This is a genomic window from Microcoleus sp. Pol11C2, assembly GCF_036701505.1.
GTDB lineage: Bacteria > Cyanobacteriota > Cyanobacteriia > Cyanobacteriales > Microcoleaceae > Microcoleus.
Genome location: NZ_JAUBQX010000043.1, coordinates 25,992 through 45,406 on the forward strand (window position 1 = coordinate 25,992; position 19,415 = coordinate 45,406).

At 47.7% G+C, this 19,415-nt stretch carries 14 protein-coding genes; 9 read left to right on the forward strand and 5 right to left on the reverse strand.

The genetic code is table 11. The features are described from left to right. Positions 1-3: 3 nt before the first annotated feature. Positions 4-1,116, forward strand: a complete 1,113-nt coding sequence (locus tag QUA42_RS21060) for an AI-2E family transporter (RefSeq protein WP_333139761.1) — start codon at positions 4-6, stop codon at positions 1,114-1,116. A gap of 165 nt (positions 1,117-1,281) precedes the next feature. Here QUA42_RS21060 and QUA42_RS21065 read toward each other — a convergent pair whose 3' ends face one another. Beyond that, complete coding sequence (locus QUA42_RS21065; protein ID WP_333139763.1) at positions 1,282-2,217, reverse strand: OmpA family protein; 936 nt, start codon at positions 2,215-2,217, stop codon at positions 1,282-1,284. A gap of 240 nt (positions 2,218-2,457) precedes the next feature. Here QUA42_RS21065 and QUA42_RS21070 point away from each other — a divergent pair, with 240 nt between their 5' ends. Then, positions 2,458-3,129, forward strand: coding sequence for a hypothetical protein (locus QUA42_RS21070; RefSeq protein WP_333139765.1), 672 nt, complete (start codon positions 2,458-2,460; stop codon positions 3,127-3,129). Between the two features lie 74 nt (positions 3,130-3,203). Continuing rightward, a complete protein-coding gene (locus QUA42_RS21075) occupies positions 3,204-5,210 on the forward strand; it encodes an abortive infection protein (protein ID WP_333139767.1) in 2,007 nt (668 codons plus the stop codon). A gap of 175 nt (positions 5,211-5,385) precedes the next feature. On the opposite strand, the gene QUA42_RS21080 is transcribed toward QUA42_RS21075, so the two are convergent. The 4 genes from QUA42_RS21080 to QUA42_RS21095 all read right to left on the reverse strand — a co-directional run bounded on the left by QUA42_RS21080 (position 5,386) and on the right by QUA42_RS21095 (position 10,391). Continuing rightward, on the reverse strand, positions 5,386-6,618 hold the full coding sequence (locus tag QUA42_RS21080; protein WP_333139769.1) for a DUF4335 domain-containing protein: 1,233 nt from the start codon (positions 6,616-6,618) through the stop codon (positions 5,386-5,388). Between the two features lie 3 nt (positions 6,619-6,621). Further along, the gene (locus QUA42_RS21085) at positions 6,622-7,248 is read right to left on the reverse strand and encodes a DUF3038 domain-containing protein (protein ID WP_333139771.1); all 627 of its coding nucleotides are present in this window, start codon (positions 7,246-7,248) and stop codon (positions 6,622-6,624) included. Between the two features lie 280 nt (positions 7,249-7,528). Next, the gene (locus QUA42_RS21090) at positions 7,529-8,032 is read right to left on the reverse strand and encodes a hypothetical protein (protein WP_333139773.1); all 504 of its coding nucleotides are present in this window, start codon (positions 8,030-8,032) and stop codon (positions 7,529-7,531) included. Between the two features lie 154 nt (positions 8,033-8,186). Beyond that, complete coding sequence (locus QUA42_RS21095; protein ID WP_333139775.1) at positions 8,187-10,391, reverse strand: cation:proton antiporter domain-containing protein; 2,205 nt, start codon at positions 10,389-10,391, stop codon at positions 8,187-8,189. A 77-nt stretch (positions 10,392-10,468) separates the two neighbouring features. Between QUA42_RS21095 and QUA42_RS21100 the strand changes: the two genes are divergently transcribed. From QUA42_RS21100 to fusA, 6 genes are all read left to right on the forward strand, one after another. Then, positions 10,469-10,642 (forward strand): hypothetical protein, encoded by a 174-nt coding sequence (locus tag QUA42_RS21100; RefSeq protein ID WP_333139777.1) that lies wholly within the window; start codon positions 10,469-10,471, stop codon positions 10,640-10,642. 185 nt (positions 10,643-10,827) lie between these two features. Then, complete coding sequence (gene rpsB / locus QUA42_RS21105) at positions 10,828-11,655, forward strand: 30S ribosomal protein S2 (RefSeq protein ID WP_333061564.1); 828 nt, start codon at positions 10,828-10,830, stop codon at positions 11,653-11,655. 326 nt (positions 11,656-11,981) lie between these two features. Continuing rightward, the gene (gene tsf / locus QUA42_RS21110; protein WP_006635114.1) at positions 11,982-12,641 is read left to right on the forward strand and encodes a translation elongation factor Ts; all 660 of its coding nucleotides are present in this window, start codon (positions 11,982-11,984) and stop codon (positions 12,639-12,641) included. 288 nt (positions 12,642-12,929) lie between these two features. Continuing rightward, positions 12,930-13,871 (forward strand): hypothetical protein, encoded by a 942-nt coding sequence (locus QUA42_RS21115; RefSeq protein WP_333139779.1) that lies wholly within the window; start codon positions 12,930-12,932, stop codon positions 13,869-13,871. A gap of 211 nt (positions 13,872-14,082) precedes the next feature. Beyond that, positions 14,083-16,590, forward strand: a complete 2,508-nt coding sequence (gene recG / locus QUA42_RS21120; protein ID WP_333139781.1) for an ATP-dependent DNA helicase RecG — start codon at positions 14,083-14,085, stop codon at positions 16,588-16,590. A gap of 564 nt (positions 16,591-17,154) precedes the next feature. Then, positions 17,155-19,239 carry an elongation factor G gene (gene fusA, locus QUA42_RS21125; protein WP_333139783.1) on the forward strand — a complete coding sequence of 695 codons (2,085 nt, stop codon included), beginning with the start codon at positions 17,155-17,157 and terminating at the stop codon, positions 19,237-19,239. Positions 19,240-19,415: the final 176 nt, after the last annotated feature.

Here is a 19,415-nt window from a genome sequence, read left to right on the forward strand (position 1 = left end):
ATTATGTCAGAACAGCGGATAACTATTTCTTTACCTAACTTGCTGCTAATTGTAGCATCGTCCTTGCTGCTAGTGCTGCTGTGGCAATTGCGGAGCCTGCTAGTAATTCTAATGATATCAGTTGTGCTGGCTGCTTCGATCGTCCCGATCGTTAATTGGGCCGAAACCATGCGGGTTCCCCGCTGGCTGGCGGTGATTATGGTTTATTTAACTCTCATCGGCGGATTTAGCGGGACGGTAGTGTTAATAGGGCCGACGGTCATCGAACAAATAGAGTTACTGCTGCGGCAGTTACCAGTTTATGTCGAAAGTTTGCGAACTGTGGCAACTAATGTATTGAGTCGCCTAACCGACGATGCCCCAACCTTGGTGGGTCAGTTGGTGGATACTCAATCGCTGACTAATTGGCTGATTCGATCGAGTCAACAACTGGTTTTGCGATCGTACAGTTTAACGAGAGGCATTCTAGGTGGGGTCTTCAGCCTAGTTTTAGCATTATTTATTTCAGGTTACATGGTTGCCGACAGCGACACATTAATCAAAAGTTTGGTGCAATTTTTCCCTAAACCTTGGGACACAAGATTAGCTGCACAAGCCGCGCCAATCGGTCAAAGAATGGGGAGTTATATTCGCGGGCGAGTGTTAGTTTCGGGCATTCTAGGGATATTTATTACCACAGGTTTGAGCATTTTGGGAATGCCGGAATTTGCTTTAGGCTTGGGTGCGATCGCAGGTGTTACCAACTTGATTCCCTTCATCGGCCCCGTGTTGGGAGCAGTACCAGCATTAATCGTAGCTTTAGCTAAAGGTGGCTGGGTACTTTTGTGGGTATTACTGTTATTTGTAATAATCCAGAATTTAGAAACTTACGTACTCGATCCTTTGCTGGTTGGTTCATCGGTGGGTGTGCATCCTTTATATCAATTGCTGTCTGTATTGGGCGGCGTTCAAGTATTAGGAATTATTGGAGCTGTAATTGTGCCACCTTGGTTTGCGGGAGTGGCAGCTTTGATTGAGAACTTGTATTTAAAACCAAAACTTAGGAGCGAACATCGAGAGGCAATAGATCAGGCTAAAAATAATTCTGACTTGCCACCTCTTACACCTTCAGCGTGACAGCAGCTTACGCCTTGAGAATTCAACACAGTAGACTCCAATTGCCAGCATTCGCTCACCTCTGTGGAAATTATCTGCGTTTATCCGTGTTTATCTGCCTTACATCTGCAGTTGACTATCAATCAAAGATTCATGCAATAAATCTAGTATCCACAAGTCCGCTGACTAAGGACTAATTGCCACTTCAATGCGACGGTTGCGCTGCCGATTAGTATCGGAACTATTATCCACCGAAGGGCGACTTTCCCCATAGCCGATCGCCACCCAATGATACTTCTGACCGAGCACACCAGACAAATACTGCACCACAGCCTGAGCCCGCGCAAACGACACATTGCGATTATCCGCCGCTTCCCCCGCGTCGTCAGTGTGGCCCGCAACGCGCACAGTTGCCCCCTGGTGGTTGCCCAACTCCGCCACCAAATTGTCCAAAATCGCATTAGTTCCCGCGCGCAAAGAAATGCTGCCAGTATCAAACAAAACATCGCTGGGTAGAGTCACCATCAGCCCATCCCCCCCAAACACCGGATTATTGGCATTCTGTGGCGCAGTATTCACCGTTTCAAGTTTCAGACTCGGGCTGCTGCCGATCGCCGGTAAAGCAGGGGCAATACTTGTCGCCGTTTCCGGTGCCGCCAATTCCCGCGACATCAACTGCAAACGTTTTTCCAAAGTTTCCGTCGGGCGGCTGCTGCCCAACTGACTCTCCAAAGCCGCCGTGCGGCCAATCAGCGCGTTGAGTTCGCCCTGCAACTGTCTCAAATCCGACTGCAATTTCTCTCTCTGGGCAGGACTGACTTTTGACTGGGGAGTCGGTGTAGCCGTTGGTGGCGGGAGCGCCGGAATTGGCGTTGCTGGGGCGCGTTTCGGGCTGGAGGTCAAATTTTGGGTTACACGCAGCAATCTCTCTGCCAGCGGCATCTCCGTCGCGCCTGACGGATAAATTTGAGCGATCGCCATCCCCAAAACCCACGCAAAACCGCTGCCCACCCCCAGCAGTAGCAGTCGAAAAATCAGTGACAGTACAAGCCAACCTTTTCCCCGCGACTTAGAGACGCGAGTGGGGGGGATTGAAGGTTTTTGGTTAAAAGATCGCGTCATATTTCATCCCTCTCGGTGTACATACCAGATTAATTTCGATACTATCTTACCTATCCGATTGGAAATTTGAGATTTGAGATTTGAGATGTGCTCTCCCATCTAAAATCTAAAAAAGAAACCCGGTTTCTATAAATCTGGGGTTTAGTGGCGAAGCATTGAGGCAGAAACCTGGTTTCTAGTCTGTTGCGTGCCAGCCTGAATCTGTTGGATAATTCAGTAAAATTTTTGGAAAAAAAACCGATGACTGACCCTTTAAATAGCCCTTATCCCGTTCCTTGGGAATGGATTAGTGCCACTCATGCTAAAGTGAGTTCCACTGCCGGCACAGGCCTCCGCTATTATCGCAGTCCATCCCTAGTATCAACTAACGGCCAATACGCAGCTTACAGTCGAATTGAGTTGCAAGTGCAGCCGGAATTCTCCCGGTGTCGGGTTAGCAGCGTCATGTTTGTGGAAAATCTCAAAACCGGCGAACTGCAAACAGTGGCGGCTGCTTCGCCACTGGCCGAAAGTGGGATGTATGGTAGCGAGGATACAGATATGTCCGGGACGATCGCCATTTTAGTGCCTGTTTCTTGGAATCAAGACGGTTCCCGCATTCTCGCCCGCGAATTTGAAGCACTTTTCAACTCTTCCGATATGTCCGACTACGGTGTCATTTGGGACAAAAATGATAATTACACTTATACCGTTGCTCCGGCTCGCAGTCTTTACACTCATGCTGTATTGTTGGGTTGGAGTCAAGTTTGTCCCGGACAAGTTCTGTTCCGCGCTGGCAATTTGGGCGATCGATCTTGGCCTCTTTGTGTAGTTGATATGACAGGGCAAACGGTACCTGTCACCGAGGACAAACCCCTAGTTTTCGGCAGTCAAGCCAGCACAGACTGGATCGAACCTAAAACTCGTTTTTAGATATTATGGCGGCATTTTCTTTGATATGGCCAACTATTTTTTTAGTGTCAGGTCAGTCTTTCAACCAATTCATTTTGACTCTAGGGCTGATTATTTTAGCTGTTGTTTTTGGGTTAACAGCGTTTATTTTTATTCGCATTTTCCTCAATTGGTTGCAGGCAAAATTGGACAACCCTAACTTCTTTAGACGCTCGCTTACAAGAAAAACTGGTCATTTAACCGCTAACATTTCACACCCTGAAAAAGTTTTTTTAGAGCCCAGATTTGTAGAAAGTGAGAGCAATTTAACTGCTACTATTTTTGGAGGCAAAAGCGATATTTCAATAGCTTTTGAGCCGGAGATAATTTGCGAAAATTCAGCATCAGTTGCCTATCTATACAAGCCGATCGCTCTTTGGCACGGGCGCTTAATTTTGCCATCAAACGAACAGCGCCAGCCTTACGGTACAGTTTTTTTGGAAGTAATAAATGCCCCCAAAAAATATAAAAGTTTCATTGGCAAAACAGCATTTTTGAAATGGAGTACAAATCGCGAAGTACAGTTTTTTGTCCACGCAGTCAGTCAAGATATAAACTTCACACAAGAAACTAAAAAAAGTCAAAAATCTGGCAACATCCATCCAGATAGATTGAACGGCTGGCGAAATGTCGGCCCTTTAGAAACTCTAGCAGGCAGCAGACTCGAAGACAGCGTGACTGTGATGCTACGCCGGCCGGTGATTGCAATTAATTATAGCAGCAGCGATCGCCAGGAACTCACGATCGATCGCGAACCAGTACAAATTATCGGACGTTTCTGCGCCTTAGTCTCAATTTTAAAGCGAAAAGAAGCTGACAGCGACCAATTTATTGTCCGGCATTTCAACAAAACATCTCAACAATTTGACGGCGCCGCCGAAATTATTCGGATTCCAAAAGTACAGCCCGACAAAAATGGCGTAGCGAGGTTTACCAATCACCTGATCGAACAATCCCCCTTAAATCCAGACGGCTGGTACATTTACGGCGAAAGAGACGCAGAAAATATGTTTGTAGTACAGGCAATCGAACCCCGCAAAATTGCCCAATTAACACCAGATGAAACATATTTCGGTCTCAAAAAATCTCTGGCTTATTTAAGCAACAAAAATTGGGAAAATACACCAGCCCAAAAAGGGCAAGCAAAAAGAGTATTGTTAACCCCAAATGAGGCTACAGAAAACGATTCAATATCTCCTTGGCAAGAAGGAGATATCGGGATAGTGATTCACAGTTTCGGCGGTATCGGCGGCAAAAAAGGCGAACGGCCACCGCTGGGGATTGTCACCGGACATTTTGCTTTGGGAGTAGCAAAAGTAGTGCGCGATCGCTTTACCAGCGAACTGCGTTTTGACATAGAATACAAACAAGTTTACGCCCACAATCCCGACGGAATTGTTGCCGGTTCCAGCAAATGGCAAAGCTACATGGGAGACTTGCAGCGCGGCTGGTTGGGCGATCGCCCGGTTTGCGATATCATCTGTAAATTAGATTGCGTGTGTTGCGACTATGATTTTGACGGCATCACCTTGTCGCCTTTAACCGAATTAAACCAGCAACTAGATATCATGATGGCCCGTTACCGCAGCGGAGACGGCACCGGCGCGAGTTTAGTCACCCCAGCAACTTCTTGCGTTCAAGATTCAAGTCAGGCAATTTACGCGACAATTAAAAAAATCACTTCCGAAATAGAGTCAAATCCTCAGATACAAGACTGGTTGAAAACACATCCTACCGACGCACAAACCCAAAGGTTTCACCAGTTAGTAGCTTTAGGAGATAGTTTAGAAAAAGTATTAATGCCCCTCGGCATTGTCCGTCCAGATTGGCGGAAAAATGCAAGATTGGCGGGGATTGATGCGGAACTGAAAAAAACCTTTTTTGTCGGTATAGTGAACCTGATAAAAGCTGCTATTAGTTACCGCACAATGTTACCCAGGCGCACCCAAGATGAAATCGCCAAAATTTTCTTAAAACAGGGAGCATTTTTGTGGATAATTCGCACAAATCAAGTTGGAGGATTTGACCCAGACATTGAGCCAATCGCACCAACAGGGCTTTGAATCAGCAATCGGTTTGTAGATGATTTGGCGATTGAAATCGCTACTATAAAAACAAAGTCTGCCTCCGCAGACTAAGAGATTGAGGGAGCATTTAAGCGGGATTTGGTATCAGTCAACAGTCAACAGTCAACCGTTAACAGTCAACAGTTAACCGTTAACAGTCAACAATCAACCATTACCAAGGAGTGACTTGAACAGTGCCGTCTGGTGCCAAAACTACGCGGAAATCAGCCAGTGGTTCCGCAGATGGCCTGGTGCCAACAGGTTGGTAAAGCAACTCCGACAACGGCGTTTCGGATCGATCGACTGCTGCCGTATTCTCGGACTTGTAACCGACAATCGCCCCGTCTGGGGCCACGCTCACCCGATAAACCAACTCCGCATCAACCGGAGGCTGATTCTTCACAACTCCGTCAATTTGCTGGGAAAGTTTGTCCCTCAACAGCTCAATTTCCCCTGGATCGGTAATTGGTACGGCTGCTGCTTCAGGGCTTGCCAAACCTTCAGCAACAGGACTGGGCGTGCTTTCCGGCGAAGTGATCGACTGCGGTGTGGGGCTAGGTGAATCGTCCGACTGCGGTGTGGGGCTAGGTGAAGCGTCCGACTGCGGGGCGGGGGTTGGTGAAACGTCCGACTGCGGGGCTGGGATCGGAGTCGGCGAAATCGATTCCGCGTTCGGAGTTTGAGTCCCAGGCAGCAAACCGTCCGCAGGGGGCGTGGGATTGGGATTAGGCGAACCCGATCCGCCCGGATTCGGCGTCCCCTGATTCTGGCCCGCTGGATTGGGCTGCGGCACCGGATCTCTCTGGCGCTGGACTTCCGGCACCGGCACCAAGAAAAACGCCATCGCCGCCAAAGCCAAACTCGACACCCCCACGACAGCAGGCAAAGTCCGCTTCGCCAAAGGTTCGGCCGACTTGACGTAACGCTTGGAAATAGGGGTTAATTGCAGCGACAATTCCGGCAGCGTCTGCGTGTCGGCAAAAAACTGATCGATCGCCTCTACCAAGTCAAATAGCTGTACCGTCGTCAAATCAACTTTTGCCGACAGTTCTGTTTTTTGATCGATTTGGGTTGCGCTGCCTGTGGAGGCGGGTAGAACGGTCAACCGGTGCAAGTTCCCGTCAATTCTGTGTAACTGCACCATACCCGCATTCGGGCCGTAGCGATCGGGATAATGCACTCCGCTCATAAATTCTTGAGCGTAGCTGCTGACGGCCCTCACCAAGCTTTCAAAAAACTCCCGCCCCCCCGTCAGGGGCTCGCCGAGACCTTTCACATAGCATTCAGCGCTCATTAATATGGAAAGCACCGGCCGTATATCTAACTGGCTGGGTGCCGAACCATCGCTCAACCCTTCTAGAACTAGGGTGCAATTTGGCAGACTGTACTGACGCCTAATAGTCATTTTTTATTCAACTTCTCCATCAAACAGGCTAACCCAGAAGCGCTGCATTCCGGCTGTGCCTGTACAAAATAACAGTTTGCTCAACAAGTTCAAAGCTAGTTCGTTGAGCTTTTCGTCGGAATCGTAAGCTGCAACGAGCGATCGCTTGGGGTTCATGCGCGATCGAAAGTGAGCTCTAAAGCGTTCTAAATACTCGGCCAGCTGCAGGTTCTGGTTGAGGGGGATATTTCTCGATCGCAACTGCTGCGAGTCTAGCAGCAACTGCCGAATTGTGGCGGTTAACTTACGCGCCATATTGCAGGCGATCGCCACCAGCGCTTTTGCCTCCACCATGGTAAGCGAGCGGCGCTGCGTGTAGCGTCTCAGCGGGTTAGTATTACGCATCAGCCAAAGGGCAACCCGATTTTTGATAATTGATTCCAATTCCAGGTCCTTTGACACGGCAAGCATTTCTTCCGCACCTCCGAGATACAAGGCTTCGATCGCCAGCAACATCAAGTCAATTTGTAATCTGGCTCGGCGGGGACATCCCCCATCGGAAGGCGACAAGTCTGGCAAACTGTCTAAAATTAACGGGTTTGACTGGGTAAGCGAAGTTTCTGACGGCATTAATATCACGGCAACATCCATTCCAAACAAACTATACGGACACGGGGGGTCTTGAGCAAGACAAATTCTCAACCAAGAACTTCTCTGGGATACTTTATTTTTATCATTGACTTTTAGGCATATTTTCTAATTTAGCAGCAACCGACCGTCACAGGCGAGCTCCGGCGGCGGGAGTTCTATCGCCCACTCCCCCACCCCCACCGCCACTTTGTGATTCCTTGCTTCATGAGGGGTGAAGGGAAGAGTCCGAAAGCGACAAAGAATTACCCATTTCCCATTTCTTATTCTCTATTGGGATCAATCAATGTTCCTGCTTTTGGGGTTGCACCGCCGCTTCTCTTTGAGCCGTAAAATCAGTAGCCGCCGTCTTATCAGTTAGACTAATTTTTCCCTTGAGGCTTTCTTGCTCAACAATTCCGCGCATTTTAACAGAACTGTTTTGACCCGTTGCTGTGGAGTCGCTGCAACCAGCTAAATTAGCAACCGTACCCGACAAGTTCAATCCTTGAGTTTCCCACTTACCAAATAGAGAAGGTTTCTCCTCGGCTGTTTTTTCCCTGCCCTCCCTGCTGCCCGATCGCAAATTACCGCTCAAATAAACACCCGATTGCTCGATTGTCAATACCAAAACATCAGACTTCAGACATTCTGGCAAACTTTTAGCATCGAAGCGATAACTTCCCCCAATTGCCGGAGCCGCCTTTAAATTTGATTCGCCGTAAGCACTGACTAATTTAAACAGCAGCAAAACAGAGCCGATCGCAATCCCGTAAAATGCCAGCGATTTGAGGCTTAAATGATTCATAATCTTGGTAATTAGTAATTAGTAATTGGGCAGTGGGCATTGGGCACTTGTGCTGAGCGAAGTCGAAGCAGTGGGCATTGGGCATTGGTACTAACTCACAAATAACCAATAACTAATAACAACTGCCAACTGTCAACTGTCAACTGTCAACTGACTACATTTGAGGAAGTACCGATGCCAAGTGCGATCGCACTTTAACGTAACACCGCGCAATCAGCAGCGAAGAATGACACTGCACAGCCAATTCATCAGTATACTGTCCCAAAGTTTGGCGCTCAATTCCCCACTCCCGACTCGTACCCGCAATAGTCAAATCAGCATTAGCAGAAGCCGCCACGACTGCTTGAATTGGCTCAGCAGCCTCCACAATCGGAGTTTCAATGCGCGATCGCACATCAACCGGCAACTGATCCATCACTCGCTGAAACTCATAACTCAGAGCATTTTCAGCTTCCCCGTCAACCGCCACCCGCAGCACCGTCAAACGGCGTTCCTCGCTATTAACTAACAGTCTCAGCGCCAATTCTAACCCCAAATCATCGTGAATGTTTGCCGCGTAAGGTACTAACAAATTATTCAATTTTTCCCGACCTCGGTCAACAAAAATTGCTACATCCACCTTAGCGTTGCTGAGAATTTGACCGACACGTCCTCCCAAACGGTTGCTGCTAAAAGTAGGCCTGTGCCATCCTAATAAAATCAAATCTGCGCGATCGATCTCGGCAATTTGTGCCGTTTCCCGGGCTACATCATTAGTAATCCGAATGATGGGATGTACCAATTTTCGCGCCTCCGGCAGTTCCAAAGTATCAATCAATTCTGATAATTTCGAGCGACGCTCTTGAATAATGCGATCGGCTTCTGCCGGCGTACTTTCAAAGGCATAGTCATCATTTAATTCTATCAAACTTAGAGGATGAACCGCCGCCGACTTTAAATCATCACCGCCCATACCAGCAGCAGGCTGCGCCAGCGCTACCGCTAGTCGCAGTAAACCTTTCTGCGTGCTGGGATTGGCAACAGGTACTAAAATTCGATAAGTGGGAAGCAATTTGTTAGCAGTTTCTTCGCTGCTGTCAGCAATTTGTGAATCTTCTAATTCTGAATCCTCAGAGTTAACTTCTGAAATATCTAATCTAATTAACCGTTTTGGATAAGTCCACTCCAACAGTGGCGAAGTCATAAAAGTTGTCACTAACGCCATGATGACTAACATCGTAAATAGGAGCGGCGAAACTACGCCCAGCGAAAGACCGATATTCAGCACAATTAGTTCAGTCAAACCGCGAGTATTCATCAGCCATCCCAGCGCTGAAGCTTCGCGGTTGCTGATGCCACAAACTCTGGCCGCAACGTAAGTACCGACATATTTTCCAACAATAGCCACTCCTAAAACTGCGGCACAGAGCAGCCACAATTCTGGACTGTTGAGCAAGCCGATTTGAGTCCGCAAGCCGCTGTAAGCAAAAAAGATTGGCAGCAGAAATATTAGTACAAAGTCTTCGGTTTTTTCTGCTAATTCTCTGGTTAATCCCGCATTTTTAGGCATGGCAGCACCCAGCAAAAATGCACCGAAGATTAAATGAATGCCGATCCATTCAGTAATTAAAGCCGATGCTACAACTCCCATGTAAATTCCCGAAAGCACTACCTGTGTTAATCTACCCGTGCGGTTGTACTGCTTGGAAAGCCGCTGCAAGAACCAGCGGACTACAGTCAGCATGAAACCGATGTAAATTAAAGATGCAATAATTGTCGGCAAAGCACCGAGCATAGAATTAGTACGAGTAACTGCGATCGCCACTGCTAACAAACACCACGCCGTTACGTCGTCTACCGCAGCGCAAGTCAGGGCCAGCGTCCCCAATTTGGTATTCTGTAAATTGTGTTCCGTAATAATTCTTGCCAGCACCGGAAAGGCAGTAATTGACATGGCAGCGCCCAAAAACAAGGCAAAGGCTGTAAACGAAACGCTATTATTTGAAACGATGGGATACAGCAGCAGCGCTAGCAAGCTTCCCAGAGAAAACGGCACTAGAATGCTGACGTGGGAAGTTAAAATCGCTATATCTAAATTGCTTTTGAGATACTTAGGATTCAGTTCCAAACCAATCAAAAACATGAAAAATATTAGCCCCACCTCAGATAGCACGTTGAGGAAGGGAACGGCTTCGGCTGGAAAAAGTGCTGTTGCTAAATCTGGTGCAACTAAGCCAAACAGAGAAGGCCCAAGCATAATTCCTGCTACAATTTCTCCAATAACTTGAGGTTGTTTGATCGCTCGAAATCCTAAACCTACAAGTCTCGAAAGTGCGATGACAATTAGAACTTCAAGCAGGACGAGAATGGGTATGGGCATGGCGTTTTTAGCTTTGGGATTTTTGCGGATCGAGAGGGCAGTGTACTAAAGCCGACAGAATTACCGAATCGAAAAAAATGGATACCAGCTCGATCGAAGGTAGAACGCACAAGAGGCGCACCAACAACGCCATTCTCTCACAAGCCAACAAAGGCTTTGGCAACCTCCCATCTGGATTTTTCGTTTTTAAGAAGCGCTTGCAAGTAACTTTAACCGCAGCGTGCACACCCCGCACCCAGCCCGCCCATTAAATCTCACATCCGGGTGCCAAGCCAACCCTACGGATATCAAATTTTCAGAAAAAGTAGCGCGCGCTGTGATAAACTAGAAAAGTTGTTTAAATTCGCACATCCGGGTTTTCGGGTGTTTCGAGGGCGCAAACCTTCAGAAATACGACCGGGTGGAGGATTAACCCGAATCAGGAGTTAAAAATACAATGCCAGTAGTCAGTTTGGCTCAAATGTTAGAGTCAGGGGTTCACTTCGGACACCAAACCCGTCGGTGGAACCCGAAAATGTCTCCATACATTTTTACAGAGCGCAACGGGGTTCACATCATCGACCTCGTGCAAACCGCTCAGCTTATGGAAGACGCCTACGAGTACATGAGAGTTGCCTCAGAAAAAGGCAAAAAGTTTTTGTTCGTGGGTACGAAGCGCCAAGCTGCAGGAATTGTAGCCCAAGAAGCTCAACGCTGCGGTGCTTATTACGTCAACCAGCGCTGGCTGGGGGGAATGCTCACCAACTGGACGACGATTAAGTCCCGGGTGGAGCGCCTCAAGGATTTGGAGCGCCGCGAGGAAATCGGCGCCCTCGATTTGCTGCCGAAAAAAGAAGCTTCGGTACTGCGCCGAGAAATGGCAAAACTCCAGAAATATCTGGGCGGGATTAAATCTATGCGGAAGATTCCCGACGGAGTGGTGTTGGTAGACCAACGCCGCGAGTATAATGCGGTGTTGGAATGCCAAAAGTTGGGAATTCCGATCGTCTCTCTGTTGGATACCAACTGCGACCCGGATTTGGTTGACATTGCGATTCCGGCGAATGACGATGCTATTCGATCGATCAAGCTGATTGTCGGCAAGTTGGCTGATGCCATCTACGAAGGTCGTCACGGTCAGCAGGGCGGCGACTCTGATGAGGACTACGACTACGAAGGTGGCTACGAAGGCGCTGAATATGATGTCGAAATCGAAGAATTGGATGACCCCAATTATGTAGAACCCGACGACGAAGACGCTGAAGGCGAAGAAACCGAGAGCTAGTATTGCCCTCGGAATTTGACACCAGGCAATTAAAAATTAAAGATTGAAAATTAAAAATAAATAATTATTATTTTTAGTTGGATATTTTTAATTTTTAATTGTACATAGCACGAGTCTAAGTCATTAATAGATCTCTGGCAAAAGCATTCATTGTGTCAGGGTCAGAATTAATTCTGGCGCTACACCTACAAAGTCGGTACTAATATCGACTGGGTATTTCTTCACTCTAGTCTAATCATTAACATTAAAATTAGTGACTAATGACTGATGACTAATGACTGATGACTAATGACTAATAACTAATTTTGATTGGGAACTTAAAGAAGATGGCGGACATATCTGCAAAACTTGTTAAAGAACTGCGCGAAAAAACTGGCGCGGGCATGATGGACTGTAAAAAAGCCCTCGTTGAAAACGAAGGCAATATGGAAACATCCATTGAGTGGCTGCGGAAAAAAGGTCTGGCTTCGGCAGGTAAAAAAGGTGGACGAGTCGCCTCAGAAGGACTTGTAGGCAGCTACATTCACACCGGCGGCCGCGTGGGAGTGCTGGTGGAAGTTAACTGCGAAACAGATTTTGTGGCACGTCGCGAAGAATTCCAAAAGTTGGTGCGGGATATTGCGATGCAAATTGCAGCTTGCCCGAATGTGGAATACGTGAAAGTTGAAGATATCCCCGCCGAAGTTGTCGAAAGAGAAAAGGCAATTGAAATGGGCAAAGATGACTTGGGCAACAAGCCGGAAAACATCAAAGAAAAGATTGTTTTAGGGCGGATTGAGAAGCGCATGAAAGAGTTATCTTTAATGGATCAGCCTTTTATTAAAGATCAGAATATCTCGGTGGAAGAGTTGGTGAAACAAACGATCGCCCAAATTGGAGAAAATGTCCAAGTGCGCCGCTTCGTGCGTTTTGTCTTGGGCGAAGGCATTGAAAAGGTAGAAGCTAACTTTGCCGATGAAGTGGCAGCCCAAATGGGTGTTCAGTAATCCCAACTTAAGATTTAGAATTGAAAATTAAAAATGTGAAAACTTGATTTTTTGCATTTTTAATTTTTAATTTTTATAGGACTTATGGACAGACTATATTTGTAGTGTGGGCACTGCAAACCTTACTCCTACAGACAGCGTAAAAATGGAAAACTTGCGTAATATCAAATCCGTTAGCATCGGAATAGTAAATTAGAGTTCACTGTTCACTGTCAACAGTCAACCGTCAACATCATTCCGGTGTAACCGGAAATGATATAAGTCCTATTTTAATTTTATACGAAAGATATGGTGCGACCAAGAGAGAGAATAGAGCAAGATTTGGCCGGACTCGAAGAGGCTTTAGCAGCCTTGAATTTGGAGTTTCGCAGTACCTACGAAGGTTATTTAACTGCGTTGGGACAAGCGGTGCGACAGCAGTTAATTTTGGCTTGCTATCACCTTTGCACTCAAGCAGTACCGGAGTCGTTTCTCAAGTTGTCCTTCGAGGGGCGGCAAAAAATGCAGCAGTCTGTAAAGGCTTTAGCTGCGGCGTCGGAGGAAAAATTGCGATCGCTGGTGACTGAATCACAAGCAGATGAAGAAATAGAGGAAGAGGAAGAGGAAGACGAAGACGAAGAAGAAGACCAAGACGACTTCGATGAAGAGGAAGAGCAAGAAGAGGAAGACGAAGCAGACGACAAGGAAGAAGACGGAAAGGAAAAAAACCAAGTTTCGGCCATTAACTATCTATTTTCATTGGCAAATTATCAATTGCCAAGTGCCAATTCCCCAGAAAGTTTGGCACGGTGGCAAAATAGTATTGAAAAGTCGATCGCCCATATACTCAAGCTGCTTTCTCGCGACACCAACCGCTTGCTGCAACAGTCGGGAATCTTGCCGAGTCAATTACCAGAACCGGTTCTAGAAGCTGCTTCTGGTGCTGAATCCTCCGGCGATAGTGTTGCCGGGCCGCCTAACTTATTAAACTTAATCATTGAAACCGATGCCTCATCAGCATCGCGAAAATTGGCAGCCACCTTTGGTAGTAGGGCGCTGCACATTACAGCGATTAAACTGCGGCTATCGGAAATAGAGTTTGCCGATGCGGGAACCTCGGCTTGGCGCCAGCAAATTCGTAACCTGTCTGTAAAGTTGAACTCGCTGGGCCGCGATTACCAGAAAAAGCAGCGGGAACTCGCTGTGGTGGAGGCTGAGTCGGCTTGGCGATCGAGTTGGTTTGAAGATTGATCGGATGTTGAAGGAAGAAGGAAGAGGGAAGAAGGAAGAAGGAAGAGGGAAGAAGGAAAAACGTAAAAATTTTAGGCTATTGGGAAACCCGCTTTCTTAAAGAAACCGGGTTTCTCGGTGTTATACTTTTTTTGGTAGAAGCTTCTTAAAAGAAAAAGTTAAAATTTAAAATCTAAAATCTAAAATCTAAAATCTAAAATCTAAAATTGATATGACTATCGATCGACCCGAATGGCAGCGATTGCAAAAAGCTCTTTCAGTAGAAGCAGATCGCGGATTTAACGACATCCAAGGCAGTCAATACCGCTTCAGCGAGTTTCTGGGAATGAGTTTGAGACAGTTGGCCGGTTCCGTGGCGGCTTCTTCGCGCGATCGAGCCAGACACCTAGCCGCTGAATTTGACACCTACCCTCAGAAAGATCTCGAACAGCGCCAACATTCGATCGCCATTACTGTCAGTTTTTTGAGGCAAATGGAGCAAGTTTGGGAACAAGAAACTCGCCACCAGCAAAAACAACTAGGACAAGTCAGACCCGCAAACGCTTCCGAACCAACCGCCCCAGCAGTTTCCGTTCCCCGAACTGCACCCCTGAGTACAGCACCCCCACCGCCCAGCCTGACTCTTGACCAACAGTTAACCCGCGCCACCGGCATCGGCCCCGCCAACGGCAACCGCTTGGCAAAACTAGGTTTATACACTGTATACGACTTGCTTTACTACTATCCCCGCAACCACATCGACTATGCAAAGCAAGTACAAATTCGCGAGTTAGTAGCCGGGGAAACTGTCACATTAATCGCTGAAGTAAAGCGCTGCAATTGCTTTTCTAGTCCGAAGAATAAGAAGTTAACCATATTAGAAGTAATTTTAAAAGACCGCACCGGAGAGATAAAAATTAGTCGTTTTTTTGCCGGCCCTCGCTACAGCAATCGCGGTTGGCAAGAATTCAAAAAGCGCGAGTATTGTACTGGTGCGGTGCTGGCAGCTTCCGGGTTGGTGAAGCAGGGCAAATATGGAATTACTTTAGAAAATCCTGAGTTAGAAGTATTAGACGACTCCGAGGGTGCGATCGAATCGATGAAAGTCGGCCGCCTGATACCAGTTTATCCGCTGACGGAGGGGGTGGATGCGGGTTCGGTGAGGCGATCGATTTTGGCTGCAATGCCGGCGGCGAAAATGTTGCCAGAATCGCTACCAGAGGATTTGCGCGAGCGTTACGGTTTAATGGGTTTAGCCGATGCCGTGACTAATATTCACTTTCCGCTCGATCGAGATTGTTTGGCCGCCGCCCGCCGCCGCTTAGTTTTTGACGAGTTTTTCTATCTGCAATTAGGACTTTTAAAGCGCCGGCAAACCCAAAGGAAAGCTCAAGCTAGTGCAGTCATCCTTCCTACTGGCAAATTGATCGAACATTTTTATGAAATCTTGCCTTTTGCCTTGACTAATGCTCAGGAAAGAGTAATTAACGACATTCTCAACGATTTAGCTTCGTCGCAACCGATGAATAGATTAGTGCAAGGCGATGTGGGCGCCGGCAAAACCGTAGTCGCCGTCGTGGCAATGCTAGCAGCAATTCAATCCGGCTATCAAGCTGCTTTAATGGCCCCGACAGAAGTTTTAGCAGAACAGCACTATCGCAAATTGGTAGGTTGGTTTAACTTGATGCACTTGTCTGTAGAACTGTTAACTGGTTCCACAAAAATAGCCAAGCGCCGCGAAATTCACAACCAATTAGAAACCGGAGAATTACCTGTTTTAGTGGGAACTCACGCGCTGATTCAAGATACAGTTAATTTCCAGAAATTGGGGTTGGCGGTAATTGATGAACAGCACAGATTCGGTGTGCAGCAGCGCGCTAAATTGCAGCAAAAAGGCGAAGCTCCTCACGTTTTGACGATGACTGCAACTCCCATTCCCCGGACGCTGGCGCTGACGCTGCACGGGGATTTAGATGTGAGTCAAATTGATGAACTTCCCCCCGGCAGGCAGGCAATTCAAACCACTGTACTGTCTGCCAAAGAACGCATCCAAGCTTACGATTTGATTCGGCGGGAAGTGGCGAGCGGGCGTCAAGTTTATGTGGTGCTGCCGCTGGTGGAAGAATCGGAAAAGTTGGACGTGCGATCGGCAATTGAGGAACAAGAGAAACTGCAAAAAAGCGTATTTCCTGAGTTTAAAGTGGGTTTGCTCCACGGCAGGATGAGCAGTGCTGATAAAGATGAGGCAATTACAAAGTTTCGAGACAAAGAAACTGATATTTTAGTATCTACTACTGTGGTCGAAGTGGGAGTAGACGTGCCGAATGCCACGGTAATGCTGATTGAAAATTCGGAGCGTTTTGGACTGTCGCAACTGCACCAGTTGCGGGGTCGAGTCGGTCGGGGCAGCAACCGTTCTTATTGTTTGTTAATGCCCGGTTCCAAATCTGCGGAAGCTATGCAGAGAATGAAGGTTTTAGAACAATCTCAAGATGGCTTTTTTATTGCAGAAATGGACATGAGATTGCGCGGACCCGGTCAGGTTTTGGGAACTAGGCAGTCGGGTTTGCCGGATTTTGCTTTGGCCAGTTTGGTGGAGGATCAGGAGGTTTTGGAGTTGGCGAGGGCGGCGGCTCAAATGGTAATTGAGAATGATGAAAGTTTGAATCAGTGGCCGGTGGTGCGGGATGAATTGGAGCGGAGATATCAGCGGATGATGAGCGGGTCGATTTTGACTTAGATATTGCTGGACGCAGCAACGGTATTTTTAATAATGTTTTGTAGCGTCGGGTTAACCAAATATCTATCACAGCCGGCAGTTTATTGCTGCCCTCACGCGCCCTCTCCCCGTAGGCTGATTTATTTGCACCTACCTATTTAATGTCAGAAACCGGGTTTCTTGCCACAAAGTCACGTAAAATCTTAGGTTTTTTGTCAGGAAAACCCGCTTTATACCGTTTTGCTGAGAATGGTGCAAAATATCAAGTTGAGCGAATCGTCAAAAACAAGAATTTGTTGGGTACGAGTGGCTCAACCCAACCTACTTTCTGAACCCAACTTAACTTTCACAGAGAATTTTTCCCTTGGTCTAGGGTATTTTTATGAATTGTAAGGATTCCCGTACCGATCGAACCAAAAATCCTTCGCAGGAATGACGGGGAAGTGTCAAAATTAAGATAGTTCTGCCAAAAACAGGGGAAAGGAAATCTAGCCTGTACTGGCGCCTAAGGCAACATTGATTCCTCGCTGGTTACGCTTGCAGGTGGTCGCCGACGGTTCGTCGCATTAAATCTCAACATTAATTATGAAAGATCTCACTCGTTATCGAAATATCGGCATCTTCGCCCACGTAGATGCTGGCAAAACCACCACAACAGAAAGAATCCTGAAACTGACAGGTAAAATCCACAAAATTGGTGAAGTACACGAAGGCGCGGCGACGACTGACTTCATGGAACAGGAGCAAGAGCGCGGTATTACGATTCAATCCGCTGCTACCACCTGCTTCTGGAACGAGCATCAGCTCAACATCATCGATACTCCCGGACACGTCGATTTTACGATCGAGGTTTACCGTTCTTTGAAGGTTCTTGATGGTGGCATTGGTGTGTTCTGCGGTTCGGGTGGAGTTGAACCGCAATCTGAAACCAACTGGCGCTACGCTAACGATTCCAAGGTCGCTCGCGTCATCTACATCAACAAGCTCGATCGCACGGGTGCAGATTTTTACCGTGTTGTCCAGCAAGTCGATAAAATCCTTGGCGCTAAACCGATGGTAATGGTATTGCCGATCGGCATAGAAGAAAAGTTTTGTGGCGTAGTCGATTTGCTGACCCGCAAAGCCTGGATCTGGGATGACTCCGGCGATCCGATGAACTATACAATTAAAGATGTCCCGGCCGATATGGTCGATGATGTCGAAACTTGGCGCGAAAAGTTGATCGAACTGGCCGTCGAGCAAGACGACGCTGTGATGGAACAGTATCTCGAAGGCAACGAGCCCAGCCTCGACGACCTCAAGCGCTGCATTCGCAAAGGTACTCGCGATCGGGCATTTTTCCCCACCTACTGCGGCTCATCGTTTAAAAACAAAGGCGTGCAGTTGGTTCTTGATGCGGTAGTTGACTACCTGCCGAACCCGATGGAAGTCACACCGCAGCCAGAAGTCGATCTCGATGGCGAGGAAACCGGCGAGTTTGCGATAGTCGATCCCAACAGGCCATTGCGGGCACTCGCGTTTAAGATCATGGACGATCGCTACGGTGCTTTAACCTTCACGCGCCTGTACTCCGGTAAGTTGTCCAAGGGCGACACCGTACTCAACACCGCCACAGGCAAAACCGAGCGCATCAGCCGTTTGGTAGAAATGCACGCCAACTCTCGCGAAGAAATTGAATCCGCGCAAGCAGGGGACATTGTGGCGATCGTCGGCATGAAAAACGTCCGCACCGGACACACCATCTGCGACCCCAAAAATCCCGCCACCCTAGAGCCGATGGTATTCCCCGATCCCGTTATTTCGATTTCGGTCAAACCGAAACAAAAAGGCGGCGAAGAAAAAATGGGAGCAGCCCTCACCAAGATGGTGCAAGAAGACCCATCTTTCCACATGGTGACGGATCAAGAAAGCGGCGAAACGATTCTCAAGGGGATGGGCGAGTTACACCTCGACATCAAAGTAGACATTCTCAAGCGCACCCACGGCATCGAAGTAGAAGTCGGCGAACCGCAGGTAGCCTACCGCGAGTCGATTACCAAGCGCCTGGAAGACGAATACACTCACAAAAAGCAATCAGGTGGTTCCGGTCAATTTGCCAAAATCGGCTATGTGATCGAGCCTGGTGAGGTGGGAAGTGGCTTCCAGTTTGAGTCAAAAGTGACTGGTGGTAGCGTGCCGAGAGAATATTGGCCAGCGGTCGAAAAAGGCTTTGAAAGCTGCATCGACAAAGGCGTCTTGGCCGGATTCCCCTGCCTAGACTTGAAATTCACGCTTCTAGAAGGCGGTTTCCACCCCGTTGACTCGTCAGCAATGGCCTTTGAAATTGCTGCCAAAGCGGCCTATCGGCAGTCTCTGCCTAAAGCAGGGCCTCAGTTGCTCGAACCGATTATGAATGTCGATGTATTCACTCCAGATGATTACATGGGCGACGTGATCGGCGACCTCAACCGCCGCCGGGGGATGATGAAATCTCAGGAGACAGGACAAACAGGAGCGCGGATCAAGGCAGATGTACCGTTGAGCGAAATGTTTGGTTACATTAGCGATTTGCGTACTATGACCTCTGGGCGCGGACAGTTCTCAATGTCCTTCTCGCACTATGCTCCTTGTCCGAATAACATCGCTGAAGAAGTGATCAAGGCGGCAAAAGAGCGTCAAGCCGCGAAGTAATGTATTGACTGCGACGAATTGATTTGTCGCAGTCAATCACCAACGTTAAAAACTAGGAAAATCTAGTTTTTAACGTTGGTGAATGGAAGTATCCCAATTTTATTTTTGCAGGAGCGTTCGCTGTGAGAACTCGCTAGGGAGATACAACGTAGCCAACGTCTCGCTTGCACTCCTCA

Excerpts from the sequence above, each read along its gene's own strand:
- QUA42_RS21060 (WP_333139761.1), top strand. The coding sequence starts at position 4 with ATGTCAGAACAGCGGATAACTATTTCTTTACCTAACTTGCTGCTAATT.
- QUA42_RS21065 (WP_333139763.1), bottom strand. The coding sequence starts at position 2,217 with ATGACGCGATCTTTTAACCAAAAACCTTCAATCCCCCCCACTCGCGTC.
- QUA42_RS21070 (WP_333139765.1), top strand. The coding sequence starts at position 2,458 with ATGACTGACCCTTTAAATAGCCCTTATCCCGTTCCTTGGGAATGGATT.
- QUA42_RS21080 (WP_333139769.1), bottom strand. The coding sequence starts at position 6,618 with ATGACTATTAGGCGTCAGTACAGTCTGCCAAATTGCACCCTAGTTCTA.
- QUA42_RS21085 (WP_333139771.1), bottom strand. The coding sequence starts at position 7,248 with ATGGATGTTGCCGTGATATTAATGCCGTCAGAAACTTCGCTTACCCAG.
- QUA42_RS21090 (WP_333139773.1), bottom strand. The coding sequence starts at position 8,032 with ATGAATCATTTAAGCCTCAAATCGCTGGCATTTTACGGGATTGCGATC.
- QUA42_RS21095 (WP_333139775.1), bottom strand. The coding sequence starts at position 10,391 with ATGCCCATACCCATTCTCGTCCTGCTTGAAGTTCTAATTGTCATCGCA.
- QUA42_RS21100 (WP_333139777.1), top strand. The coding sequence starts at position 10,469 with ATGGATACCAGCTCGATCGAAGGTAGAACGCACAAGAGGCGCACCAAC.
- rpsB (WP_333061564.1), top strand. The coding sequence starts at position 10,828 with ATGCCAGTAGTCAGTTTGGCTCAAATGTTAGAGTCAGGGGTTCACTTC.
- tsf (WP_006635114.1), top strand. The coding sequence starts at position 11,982 with ATGGCGGACATATCTGCAAAACTTGTTAAAGAACTGCGCGAAAAAACT.
- QUA42_RS21115 (WP_333139779.1), top strand. The coding sequence starts at position 12,930 with ATGGTGCGACCAAGAGAGAGAATAGAGCAAGATTTGGCCGGACTCGAA.
- recG (WP_333139781.1), top strand. The coding sequence starts at position 14,083 with ATGACTATCGATCGACCCGAATGGCAGCGATTGCAAAAAGCTCTTTCA.
- fusA (WP_333139783.1), top strand. The coding sequence starts at position 17,155 with ATGAAAGATCTCACTCGTTATCGAAATATCGGCATCTTCGCCCACGTA.